The sequence below is a fragment of the Streptomyces sp. NPDC093586 genome, assembly GCF_044764905.1.
Taxonomy (GTDB): domain Bacteria; phylum Actinomycetota; class Actinomycetes; order Streptomycetales; family Streptomycetaceae; genus Streptomyces.
Genome location: NZ_JBIWJA010000024.1, coordinates 109,805 through 120,723, shown reverse-complemented (window position 1 = coordinate 120,723; position 10,919 = coordinate 109,805). Strand labels below are relative to the sequence as shown.

Sequence of the window (10,919 nt, the reverse complement as noted above, 5' to 3'; positions counted from 1 at the left end):
TGATGCGACGCAGGTCGTGCTCGGGCGGGCGGCCGATGTCGAGTCCCTTGCCCCTGCGCTCGGCCCGCCAGGCGGTGAGCGTGGGACCGATCAACACCCAGCGGGCATCGGACAGGTCACTGGGATACGGGCGGTATCGCGTCATGTTTCGGCAGTACCGTCGAGCAGGCCGCCTCCCCAGGGCGCAAACGAGGCCAGCCGGGGGCGCATTGGGATCAGACAGGAGCGAACGGAACGAAACGGGTCGTCGAACGACGACACGAACCCCTCGCCTCGCTTCAGGCATGTCTGTCCCAAAGGCCCCGTACTGGATCGACCCGCGAATCAACACCAAACAACCCTGCCGGGACAAAACGCTCTTTCAAGGCACTGGGGGAGGACGGCACCGCCCCACACCCACCGGAGCGATGGATGCGGGCATCGGACCGTCCAGGCCGGCCGGCAGGCCCCCGGGCGTGAGGGACCCCGCCCCCGCCTTCCCGGACCACGGACCCGATCCGTGCCACCGGACGCGGAGCGAACGCGGACGACCAGGACACCCACCACCGTTCGGGGCGTCCGCAGCGGGCAGGAACGGGCCCAGGACTCACTCCTGCACACTGAACAGGAACGGTCCGTGTACCGAACGGCTCTGTGCGGGCGTGCTGCCGAACGCCTCAGGCCGCCTTCCTCCAGACGGTCATGCCCAGTTGCAGGAAGGCGTCCTCTCGCAGGGCCGTCTGCTTGACCTGGATCGTGAGCGCCGCGACGTCGCCCGAGTCGTTCCCGACGCAGAGCTGGGTGCCGGCGTCGGCCGCCGCGAGCGGCCAGGTGCGGTATGCGGAGCCGGTGGCGCCGCTGAGAAGGTGACGGCAGACGTCGGGGGAGGCGGCCTTTCCGTTGAACAGCTGCGCGAACCGGCTGGTATCGCTGTGCAGCGCGCAGTCGATGTCGTCCTCGCACTCGAGGCGGATGTCGCCCCCGCGATCGGAGCGGAGCATCGGTTTGCTGAGGCTCAGGGAGTTCGTCCGGTACAGCCACATGGGGGACCACGAGGTGGCTCCCGTCGCCAGGGAGGCGTTCGGGGCGGGCTGCGAGGCCCGGGGGGAGCCGCCGACGGCCGGCGAGGTGCCTGACGGCGACGCCGCGGACCGGGCGGACCTCGTCGGTGCGGGCGTCGAGGTGGGTGTGCCCGCGGCCCGCTCGCCGGCGCCGGACCGGTCGTCGCCGAACCACGTCAGCCCCGTCCAGACCAGAGCGCCCGCCGTCACGGTCACGGCCGTGACCAGCGCGGTTCGCCGTCCGGGCGCCCGGCGCCGGGCGGGTCTCAGCGAGAGCGTCGCGGCCGCGGTCGACGGAGCCACGGGAGTGCGCGCCGGGCCCGGAACGGTCGCCTCGGGTCCCGTGACCTCGTTCCAGACGGCTGGTCCCGTGCCCGAGTCGGCGTCCGCTCCCAGCTGCCCCCGGCACCACTGGACGACCTCCGCCGGCGTGGCCCGCTCCCGCGGATCAGACGCCAGGCATCGGGCGAACAGCGGACGCAACGGCTCCGGCAGCCGGGACAGGTCGGGTTCCTCGTGCACGATCCGGTACAGCACGACCGGCGCTATGCCGTCCCCGTACAGCGGTTCGCCCAGAGCCGCGAAGGCCGCCGTCTGGGCCAGTGCGAAGACGTCGGTCGCCGGGGAGACCTCACCGGCGGTCGCCTGCTCGGGTGCCATGAAGTGAGGCGTGCCGACGGTGGAGCCGGTGGCGGTGTGCGAGGAGAGGCCGGCGGTGACCGAGATACCGAAGTCGATCACCCGTGGCCCGTCAGCGGCCAGCAGCACGTTGGACGGCTTGAGGTCCCGGTGCACGACCCCCACGCTGTGGATCGCCTGAAGCGCCTCGGCCACGCCGGCCATCAACCACAGTACGGCGGACACCGGCAACGGGCCACGCCGGGCGACCGCCTCCGTGAGGGACGGGCCGGGCACGTACAGCGTGGCGAGCCAGGGGGGTACGCCGTCGGTGTCGGCGTCGACGAGTTCCGCGGTGTAGGCGCCCCTGACCCGGCGGGCTGCCTCCACCTCCCTGCGAAACCGCCGCCGGAAGGCCGGATCGTCGGCCAGCTCCGGCCGCACCACCTTGATCGCCACCGGGCGGCCGCCCGGGGTGTGCGACAGGTACACCCGGCCCATGCCCCCCGCGCCGAGCCGGGCCACGAGCCGGTAGCCGGCCACGGCGGAAGGGTCATCCGCCTGGAGAGGCCGGAACACCCCGGTGATGCCGCTGCTCATCGAACTGTCGTCCCCCTGATCCCCGACCGGCCGAAGGGCCGGCCCGGACAGAAGCCTAAACGGACCGGGCGGACCGGCCGGCCGGGGATGTCCCCCGCCATGGCTGAGCCGAAGAAGCCGCGCGCGCAGAAGGCGACGCCCGTGCAAGCAGGCACAGTGATCCCAGGCCGGGCGGCCGGCCGGTGACGGTCGCGGGTGGCCGGCCGGTGACGGTCGCGGGTGGCCGGCCGGTGACGGTCGCGGGTGGCCGGCCGGTGACGGTCGCGGGTGGCCTCGGTCGGTGCTCACGTCATCGTGGGATGCCTGCGGTAGTCGCCGGGAGTCGTTCCCAGGACCCTTTCGAAGGCGACGCTCAGGGCGCTTTCGGACCCGTACCTCACCGATACGGTCACCTGCCATTCCCGTCGACCGCACCGTCCCCACCGGCTACACGCTCGGCACCTTCATCACCACCATGCGCGACGCCGCGAAGGCCGCCCGGATCGCCGAACCCGACGCCCCCGGCACGATCCGGGACAAGCACGACGCCGCCCGGTGCTCCCGCCTCACCGCGGCCGCCGACTGCCTGCGCCCCCACAGCCCGCGAGACCATCCGCGTCGCCGGCGACACCGACAAGGTCTGTGCCTGGCTCGCCAAGGCCCGCACCGAACACCGCGCCGGTCGGCTTCCCGACGACCGTGTCCGCCTGGTCGCCGCGCTCTTCGACGGCGACCGGACCACCGAGGACACGACCCCCGCCGCCCAGGTCTGAACGCCCGCCTCCACCGGGGCGTGGCCCTGGCCCGTATGCTGCGCCCGTCCGGCAACCGTCCGCTGAAGGGAAACCGCCCCACCGTGTTCCAGCAGACCCCCGTCTACGACCGCCTCGTCGCCGAACTCGGCGACGTCCCCGTCCAGGTCCGCGGCGAAGCCGACCGGATCCACCGCGACCTGGCCCAGGTACTGCGCCAGACGTCCACTGCCCAGCCCAGCGCCCCGCGGAGCGTCTTCGAGCCCAAGGCCTCTTCCGGCGCCCTGTGATGGGCTCGAGCCCTCCGGGGGATCTGCCTGCCGGGACACCGGCAGGACGTTGATCCGTTGCCCGGGCGCGGTGCTGCTCTTCCCCTGTCGCGCGGTGACGGCGCCCGGCCGAGCGCTGCGGCAGCTCACGGCTGCCCCGGACGGATGGGCCCCGTCCCCCGCCGCCTCACCCGCAACGCCCCGTGCGTGGCCCCGGCCGCCCGACTCGCGGGGCGTCAGGGGGTCAGCGTTCGGGCCTGGGCGGATGCCGCATCAGCGCGGCCGCGTCCCGGTCGAGTGTGACCTTGCCGTTCAACCGGGCGGTGACGACGTCGGTGACCGGCATGTCGATGCCGACGGCAAGGACGGACGGCACCCGACCTGGAACCTGACCCCGGCTCGTGTCACCGGCCGGCGGCGGTTCTTGTTCCCGGTCCGTGCCGTCCATGCGGCCGGTCCGCCGGGGTCAGGCCCCGTCCGCAGCCGGATGGGCCGCCGTCCCCCGCGCGCTCACCCTGCCAGCCCGTCGATCAGGCGGGCGAGCCGCGCGGGCGCCTCCAGGTGGACGAGGTGGCCCTGACCGGGCAGCTCATGGACCGTGGCGGCGGGGACGCGCCGGCGGATGTCGTCGAAGGCCGTCCCGTAGGGGGCGGTGCCCCGGTTCGCGCCGCCGACGATCAGATCGACGTGGGCCGCCCGCCGGGCCAGGACGTCCGGCAGCGGCTCGTTCACGGCCAGCGTCTCGTCGTACAGCGGTTCGCTCAGGCGACGGAGGGCCTCCCACACCTCGCGGTCCGCCCGCAGGGCCTCCACCCGCGCCGGGTCCAGGCCGGTGATCTTCCGGTTGACGATGTCGACCGTCGCGTCCCAGTCCTCGTTCTCCCGCGCGGCCTTGAGGTCGGGCAGGGCGTGACGGCCGAAGGGGCGCATCACCGGCTCGTAGGCGATCAGCCTGCGCAGGGGGCGCTCGTCGGCGGCGAGCAGCGCGATCAGGCCCCCGTAGCTCCAGCCGAAGACCGCCGACGTGCCGGCGAAGACGTCGAGGACGGCGCCCAGGTCCTCGACCTCGGTGCGCAGCGAGTAGGTGTCGGTCAGCGGCCCCGAGGGGGTGCGGCCCCGGCGGTTGACGACCATGACGGAGGGCCAGGCGCTGATGGCCGAGGCGACGTGGCGCCACGCGTGCGCGTCGCTCATCACGCCCGGGAGGACGACGAGGCCCGGGGCGCCGGGGTCGCCGTGCACGTCGACCGTGACCCAGCTGCCGCCGCCGACCGGCACTCTTTTCTGAATCGTTTGCTCCATAAAGCGATTATGGAGCAAGCGCTCTACAATGCAAGGGTGGAACAACGACAGCGGGGACGCCCCCGGGCCTTCGACCGGGACCACGTCATCCTCGAATCCGCCCGCCTGTTCTGGCGGAACGGCTATTCGGGCACCTCGACGCGCGCCCTGACCGCCGCTCTCGGACTGTCGACGTCGAGCCTCTACGCCGCGTTCGGCAGCAAGGCCGGGCTGTTCGAGGAGGCGGTGCGGACCTACGCCGAGCGCTACCGGGAGATCTACGCCCGGGCCGTCGAGGAAGGGGACGTCCACGCCGTCGTCGAGCGCGTCCTCGTCGAGTCGGTCGACGAGTTCAGCCGGCCGGGCGACACCCATCCGGGCTGCCTCCTCAGCAGCGCCGTGATGACGGACAGCACGAGCACGCTCGACGCGAGCGCCTACTTCGCCGAACTCCAGAGCTCCAACGAACGGACCCTGCGGGAGCGCATCGACCGCGCGATCCGGGACGGCGACCTGGCCGCGGACACCGACGCGGCGGCCCTCACCGGACTCGTCCAGTCCGTCTGGCACGGACTGTCGGTACGCGCCCGGCTCGGCGCGCCCCGCGAGGACCTGCTCGCGACGGTACGGCTCGCCCACGACCTGATCCGCGAGCAGCTCACCCCGTGAGGGCCCGACGGCGGGCTGCGGGACGGCGCAGCACCCCGTGTTGCCCACCAGCCGCAGGCTCACACCAGGACTGTGCTCTGCGCCGCCCGTGGCCCGGGCGGACGGCCCGGCAAGCCGCACGGTGACAAGGGCTACGACTACCCGCGCCTGCGGCGATCTCGCTTCCCGCGGTATCCGGCACCGCCTCGCCCGCAAGGGCGGAGCGCGGTATCGACCGGTTGCGGCGCACCGCCGACCGTGACCGACAGCGCGGCGGCACCCGCCAGGTCGAGCTTCTCGACGATGGCGTCGGCGGACACCGGCTGCGCGCTGAGGGCCTGTTCGAACAGCGGCCGTTGGACGTCGGGATCGCCGCCCGGGTCGAGCGGCGAGTTCCGCCGGAGTTCGCGGACCCGCCCGCGTCGCTCACGAGTCATGCTGTCACCTGCCGGGTTCCGAGAGCGGCGTGGTGCGGAGGTCCGGCCGGCTGCCGGCGTACGTCGCAGCGGCGTCGAGCAGCCACACGGTGGCGTCGTCGAGCTGCTGGAACCAGCGGTTCCGCTCATTCGCCGACCCGTTCGCGCATGGCGGGTGTCCAGCCGGGGTCGTCGGCCGGGCGGCTCGGGTCTCTGCGGCAGTGGGCGGGCGGAGATGAGCCGCAGCATGCTCGCGCCGAAGGCGGCGCGGGCGGCGCGGCTGCTTGGGCGCAGGCCGGCCGGGGTGAGAGCGCCACGGGGGTCGTCGTGCGAGGCGCTCTCACCTTGTGGAGGGGGTGCGCCCGTCAGTGGGCGGTGCGGCCCTGCAGGGCCGAGGTGACGAGGTCGCTCTTGGTGAGAGCGTCTCCGATGGTGACGGCCGATGCCCAGGTGTCGGTGGTGGTGACCGCGGCCCAGTTCGAGTGCAGCAGCGTCATCAGGGTTTCGTGGATCTGCTGCGCGGAGGCGGTCCCGGCCTCGTTGGCGAGGTGGACGGCGCCGGTCGCGTCGGAGAGGACCTCGACCGCGAAGCCGAGGGGCTCGGCGGCGGCGGAGGTGGACAGGACGCAGTTGTTGGTCATGTGGCCGGCCAGGGTCAGCGTGTCGATCCCGTTCTCCCGGAACCAGTCGGCGAGGCCGGTGGAGGTGAAGATGTCGGAGAAGCTCTTGGTCACCCGCCTGGCCGTGGGGCCGATGCGGCGCTCCACCTCGGGGTGGAGTTCCCAGCCGGGCGAGCCGGCCGCGAAGACCGGGAACCCTTCGGGGGCCTCGTGCCGGACGGCGACGACGGGCAGGTCCGCCCGCGCGGCGGTGTCCAGGGCGCGCAGGATGTTCGCCAGCGATGCGTCGCGGGGCGGGTACTGGATGCTCAGCGGTCCGTCGAAGTACTCCTGCTGCACGTCGACGAGGACAAGGGCGCGGCGTGGGGCGGTCAACGTTCTCTCCTGTTCCTGGCGGGTGCGGCGCGAAGGGCGCCGCGGACTTCATCCTCACGGGGCCGCGGGCACTACAGTGAGTGGCAGAAAAGCAGATAACCGATGAGTTCAGGACAGGCATGCGCGTCGCCATTCACGCCTTCGAGGGGATCACCGCCTTCCACCTCGCCGCGCCCCTGCTCGTGTTCGGCGAAGTGGCCCGGCAGGATCTGGCCCCGGGGTGGACCACCACGGTGTGGAGCGCGGACGCGCGCCCGGTCCGCACCTCGGAGGGGATCCTGATCGGCGACCTCGCCGGGCCCGCCGCGGCGGAATCGGCCGACCTGCTCGTCTTCCCCTCCTGGCCGACCGACCTCCCGGAACCGGACGGCGGGCTCGTCGCCCTGATCCGGGACACGCACGCCCGCGGAGCGGGCATCGCCGGGCTCTGCCTCGGCGCGTTCCCCGTGGCGGGCAGCGGCGTGCTCGACGGACGCACCGCGGCCACCCACTGGGCCTCGGCGGAACAACTGGCCGAACGGTATCCCGCCGTGGACGTGCACGCGGACGCCCTCTACCTGGACCACGGTGACGTGCTCACCTCGGCCGGCACGGCCTCCGGGCTCGACGCCTGCCTCCACATCGTCCGCAACCGGCTGGGATCCGCGGCGGCCGCCACCCTCGCGCGCCATCTCGTCGTCGCCCCCCACCGGGAGGGCGACCAGGCCCAGTACATCGACCGGCCCGTGCCCGACGACGCCACGGGGCCCATCGGCGACACGATCACCTGGGCCCTGGCCCACCTCGACCAGCGCCTGTCCGTCACCGAACTCGCCGCCCACGCCCACATGAGCACCCGCAACTTCTCCCGCCGCTTCCACCAGACGACCGGCATGAGCCCGGCCAAGTGGATCCTCACCCGCAGACTCGACGAGGCCCGCAGACTGCTGGAGACCACCACCTGGAGCATCACCCGCATCTCCGCGGCATGCGGATTCACCAGCGCCGTGACCTTCCGGCAGAACTTCACCGCGCACTACGCGACCACCCCGACGTCGTACCGCCACCGCTTCACCCACCACACGGGGGCCACCGGCTCCGCACCGGAGCGCCCCGTCCTCCGGGCGCAGGAGGCACCGGCATAGGCACATCCCGGCGCAGAGGCCGAGTTCGCCTTCGCAGGGCACCTGTCGGTGCTCACGGGGCCGGCGGTTTCCCGTCCGGTTGCGCAGCTCGTGCGGGTCACGGCTGCGGCGCCGGCCGCAGTGTTCGTTCGCCGGCCGGCGAGCATCGATCGGTGTCCGGGCTGGAACCGGCGACGACGCGGCAGGAGGTGTCCTGCCGCTCCTGCCGGTCGCGTGTCGCGGACGAGGTCCTCGCCGGGCTTTCCTGATCCGACGTCCCCCGGGCACGGCCGGGCGTGCCCACGACCGCCGCCGGGACGGGGCCGCCGGGCCCGATGTCCCGCGGTCCGGCGAGAGCAGGGACTGGAGGCCCTTCGGGTCTGTTCCGCCGCCGGTGGCAGGAGTCCACGAGCACCCCGGCCGGACGGGGCGGGATGTACCGGTCGACGGCCGGCAGGCCGTGGTCCGGGGCCAATCGGCCACCCACGCCGAGGCGGTCGGCTGTCGTCACCGGCAAGCAGGTTCTCGACGCCTCGCTCCGGTTCCAGCCGCAACAGAGGAGTTCGCCGGCGACGGCGAACGTACCGACCGCGACAAGGCCACCGTCACGCGGGAACCGCGCACGTCGTCGCCGCCGGCCCGTTCGGCCGGGCTAACCGCGCTCGGGTTCGTCGTGGATGGTCAGTGCTCCGGCCAGGTCGAGGTCGGCGACGGTGCCGTGTGCCCCGGCGCGGACGAGCAGCACTGCGCCGAGCGCGGTGCTCCAGAACGTCCGGGCCTCCACGTCGAGCGGCCGGCAAGCCCTCCAGCCGCGACCGTCGACGAGCCGGCCCACGAAGCGCTCGGACTGCCGGAACAGCAACTGGAGGTGCCGGTCGACCACGGGGGCGAGTTCGGGCTTGGAGATCCCGGCGGCGAGTGCTCGCGCGACCGACGGGAGCGAGGGCATGGCCAGTACGGCGCGGGCGATGTTGCGCCGAAACGCCGCCGCGTCGGGAGCTTGGCGACCGATGCGCTCGATCCGTCGGGCGTCGTGCAGCAGGCCGAGGAAAGCGGCGTGCACGAGCAGCGAGTCCTTGGAGCCGAAGTAGTAGGTGACCTGATTGGGAAAGACGCCTGCCGCGTTCGCGATCTCCGCGACGCTCACCTCGGCGCCGGGTCGCTCCTTGCAGAGCCGTGCGGTCGCCTCAACCAGCCGGCGCCTCGTCGCGCGACCGCGGTCACGCGACCGGGCCGACGTCGATCGGGCTTCGGTTCGCTTCTTCTCCACACTCGAATTGTATGTGATACAACAATGCCGTGTTGGCTTGTATCCCATACAAGAAAGGTTGACGGGCATGCACGGGACCGAAGTCGTCGTGACCGGACTCGGCGCGATCACGCCACTCGGTGGAGACGTGGAGTCCACCTGGAAAGCCCTGCTCGCCGGCCGGTCCGGCATCCGCGGCGGCGCCCTGCGGGGCCACGACACCGGCCTTTCCGACACCGTCGCGGGGACGATGACGACCGACCCCGCCGAGTCGCTGCCACCGGTGCAGGCCAGGCGGCTCGACCGCTCGCAGCAGGCGGCCTTCACCGCGGCGGCCGAAGCCTGGGCGGATTCAGGCGCCCCGGACGTGGACCCGGACCGGCTCGCATCAGTGATCGGCACGGGCATCGGGGGCGTGCGGACGCTGCTGAAGGAAGACGACGTACTGGAGGCGGCCGGGACGCGCCGCGTCTCGCCCCGCACGGTCCCGATGCTCATGCCCAATGCAGCGGCGGCGCTGATCAGCATCGAGTACGGTGCACGGGCCGGGGTCTACACGCCCGTCTCGGCGTGCTCCTCCGGCGCCGAGGCGATCGCCCTGGCGGCCAGGCTCATCCGTGCCGGCGAGGCGGACGTGGTCATCGCGGGCGGGACCGAGGCCGCGATCACCCCGATCACCGTGGCCGGCTTCGTCCAGGCGCAGGCACTGTCGCGCCACACCGCCGAACCCGCCTCGGCGTCCCGGCCGTTCGCCGCGGACCGCAGTGGATTCGTCCTCGGTGAAGGCGCCGCCGTCATGGTGCTCGAAAGCGCCGAGCACGCCCGCGCCCGGGGCGCGCGCATCCACGCGGTACTCGCGGGAGCCGGCATCGCCGCCGACGCTCACCACATCACCGCGCCCGCTCCCGACGGCTCCGGTCAGATCTCGGCCATGCGGAAGGCCCTCGCACAAGCCGGCCTGGCTCCTGAGCGGATCAGTCACATCAACGCCCACGCCACCGGCACCCCGGTCGGCGACGCCGCCGAGGCGCACGCGATCGCAGAGGTCTTCGGCCGCGCCACCGTGACAGCCCCCAAGGCGGCGCTCGGCCATCTCTTCGGCGCGGCCGGCGCGATCGAGGCGCTCATCGCCGTCCTCAGTGTGGAGCACGGCGTCATCCCGCCGACCCGCAACATCACTGCGGCCGGCGTCGGGCCCGACATCGATCTCGATGTCGTCGCGGAGCGACGAGACGTCCCCCAGGAGGCCGTGCTCAGCAACTCCTTCGGTTTCGGTGGGCAGAACGTCTCACTCGTCGTCACCGGGGCACGGCACCACGCGTCCGGTAAGGCCTCGGCCGAAGGACTCGCCGGTGCCGAACAGGCCGGTCCTGACCCTGCCCCACTCGGGCCGACCGGTGGCGTCGCCCTCGTGGGTGATCACAGCTGCTCGCCCTCTGCCGTTGCCGGATTCGGCTCGCCGTCCGGCTCACCACCGCACGAAGGATGAAACCGGGACCGGTCCCCGCAGCCGGGCCGGCGGCTGCGCGCGGCGGCGCCTCGCCGGGTCAGGACAGCGATGGCGCTCGCGAGGCGGCTCGTCCCGTCACCGCCTGCGGGTGTCCCTCCCGCGCGCAGGCGCACAGTCCGCACGGCTCAAGTCGGCATCACCCCGCCCTGACCACATCGGCGACGCCCGCCCGGCCCGCGGCAACGGCGGGTCACGTCCTGGAACACGCAGACACCGGCACTTCCCCCGCGCGACGCCACGGTCCATAGTGAAAGCAGTACTACGTCACACCGGAGGCGGTCATGCTCCTCCTCGGCATCATTCTGCTGGTAATCGGTTTCGTCACCGGCATATCGATCCTGTGGACGATCGGAATCATCCTCGCGGTCATCGGCGCGATCCTGTGGATCATGGGCTCCATGGGACACGCCGTCGCCGGCCGCCGGCACTACTGGTGACGCGCCACCGGCCCGTCACCCC

The 10,919-nt window shown here is 72.8% G+C and carries 10 protein-coding genes and 4 pseudogenes; 6 read left to right on the top strand and 8 right to left on the bottom strand.

Going from position 1 to position 10,919, the window contains the following annotated elements; genetic code table 11:
• Positions 1–145: pseudogene (locus ACIRFH_RS24110) on the bottom strand (IS5/IS1182 family transposase); the annotation flags it as partial.
• A 231-nt stretch (positions 146–376) separates the two neighbouring features.
• On the opposite strand from ACIRFH_RS24110, the pseudogene ACIRFH_RS24105 reads away from it, so the two are divergent.
• A pseudogene (locus ACIRFH_RS24105) lies at positions 377–604 on the top strand (IS200/IS605 family accessory protein TnpB-related protein); the annotation flags it as partial.
• Between the two features lie 52 nt (positions 605–656).
• Here the strand turns inward: ACIRFH_RS24105 and ACIRFH_RS24100 are convergent.
• Positions 657–2,258, bottom strand: a complete 1,602-nt coding sequence (locus tag ACIRFH_RS24100) for a protein kinase (RefSeq protein ID WP_403524370.1) — start codon at positions 2,256–2,258, stop codon at positions 657–659.
• Between the two features lie 284 nt (positions 2,259–2,542).
• Positions 2,543–2,641 (bottom strand): annotated as a pseudogene (locus ACIRFH_RS24095) (AraC family transcriptional regulator); the annotation flags it as partial.
• 452 nt (positions 2,642–3,093) lie between these two features.
• Here ACIRFH_RS24095 and ACIRFH_RS24090 point away from each other — a divergent pair.
• The gene (locus tag ACIRFH_RS24090) at positions 3,094–3,279 is read left to right on the top strand and encodes a hypothetical protein (protein ID WP_403524367.1); all 186 of its coding nucleotides are present in this window, start codon (positions 3,094–3,096) and stop codon (positions 3,277–3,279) included.
• Positions 3,280–3,502: 223 nt separating this feature from the next.
• Here the strand turns inward: ACIRFH_RS24090 and ACIRFH_RS24085 are convergent, their stop codons facing one another.
• Positions 3,503–3,634: a hypothetical protein gene (locus ACIRFH_RS24085; protein ID WP_403524364.1), complete on the bottom strand. Its 132-nt coding sequence runs from the start codon at positions 3,632–3,634 to the stop codon at positions 3,503–3,505.
• A 134-nt stretch (positions 3,635–3,768) separates the two neighbouring features.
• A complete protein-coding gene (locus tag ACIRFH_RS24080) occupies positions 3,769–4,560 on the bottom strand; it encodes an alpha/beta fold hydrolase (RefSeq protein WP_403524362.1) in 792 nt (263 codons plus the stop codon).
• Between the two features lie 36 nt (positions 4,561–4,596).
• Between ACIRFH_RS24080 and ACIRFH_RS24075 the strand changes: the two genes are divergently transcribed.
• Positions 4,597–5,208 (top strand): TetR/AcrR family transcriptional regulator, encoded by a 612-nt coding sequence (locus tag ACIRFH_RS24075; protein ID WP_403524359.1) that lies wholly within the window; start codon positions 4,597–4,599, stop codon positions 5,206–5,208.
• 137 nt (positions 5,209–5,345) lie between these two features.
• Here ACIRFH_RS24075 and ACIRFH_RS24070 read toward each other — a convergent pair whose 3' ends face one another.
• Positions 5,346–5,624, bottom strand: coding sequence for a hypothetical protein (locus ACIRFH_RS24070; RefSeq protein WP_403524357.1), 279 nt, complete (start codon positions 5,622–5,624; stop codon positions 5,346–5,348).
• Positions 5,625–5,968: 344 nt separating this feature from the next.
• Entirely contained in the window at positions 5,969–6,598 is a 630-nt protein-coding gene (locus ACIRFH_RS24065; RefSeq protein ID WP_403524354.1) for a cysteine hydrolase family protein, read from the bottom strand.
• Between the two features lie 119 nt (positions 6,599–6,717).
• Here ACIRFH_RS24065 and ACIRFH_RS24060 point away from each other — a divergent pair, with 119 nt between their 5' ends.
• Entirely contained in the window at positions 6,718–7,722 is a 1,005-nt protein-coding gene (locus tag ACIRFH_RS24060) for a GlxA family transcriptional regulator (RefSeq protein WP_403524351.1), read from the top strand.
• Positions 7,723–8,353: 631 nt separating this feature from the next.
• Here the strand turns inward: ACIRFH_RS24060 and ACIRFH_RS24055 are convergent.
• Positions 8,354–8,848: a TetR/AcrR family transcriptional regulator C-terminal domain-containing protein gene (locus ACIRFH_RS24055; RefSeq protein WP_403524348.1), complete on the bottom strand. Its 495-nt coding sequence runs from the start codon at positions 8,846–8,848 to the stop codon at positions 8,354–8,356.
• Between the two features lie 190 nt (positions 8,849–9,038).
• Here ACIRFH_RS24055 and ACIRFH_RS24050 point away from each other — a divergent pair.
• Positions 9,039–10,271: pseudogene (locus ACIRFH_RS24050) on the top strand (beta-ketoacyl-[acyl-carrier-protein] synthase family protein); the annotation flags it as partial.
• Positions 10,272–10,741: 470 nt separating this feature from the next.
• Positions 10,742–10,897: a DUF6131 family protein gene (locus ACIRFH_RS24045; protein ID WP_381026299.1), complete on the top strand. Its 156-nt coding sequence runs from the start codon at positions 10,742–10,744 to the stop codon at positions 10,895–10,897.
• Positions 10,898–10,919: the final 22 nt, after the last annotated feature.

Bases quoted from the DNA above. Each gene is read 5' to 3' on its own strand.
- ACIRFH_RS24100 (WP_403524370.1), bottom strand. From the start codon at position 2,258: ATGAGCAGCGGCATCACCGGGGTGTTCCGGCCTCTCCAGGCGGATGAC.
- ACIRFH_RS24080 (WP_403524362.1), bottom strand. From the start codon at position 4,560: ATGGAGCAAACGATTCAGAAAAGAGTGCCGGTCGGCGGCGGCAGCTGG.
- ACIRFH_RS24070 (WP_403524357.1), bottom strand. From the start codon at position 5,624: ATGACTCGTGAGCGACGCGGGCGGGTCCGCGAACTCCGGCGGAACTCG.
- ACIRFH_RS24060 (WP_403524351.1), top strand. From the start codon at position 6,718: ATGCGCGTCGCCATTCACGCCTTCGAGGGGATCACCGCCTTCCACCTC.
- ACIRFH_RS24045 (WP_381026299.1), top strand. From the start codon at position 10,742: ATGCTCCTCCTCGGCATCATTCTGCTGGTAATCGGTTTCGTCACCGGC.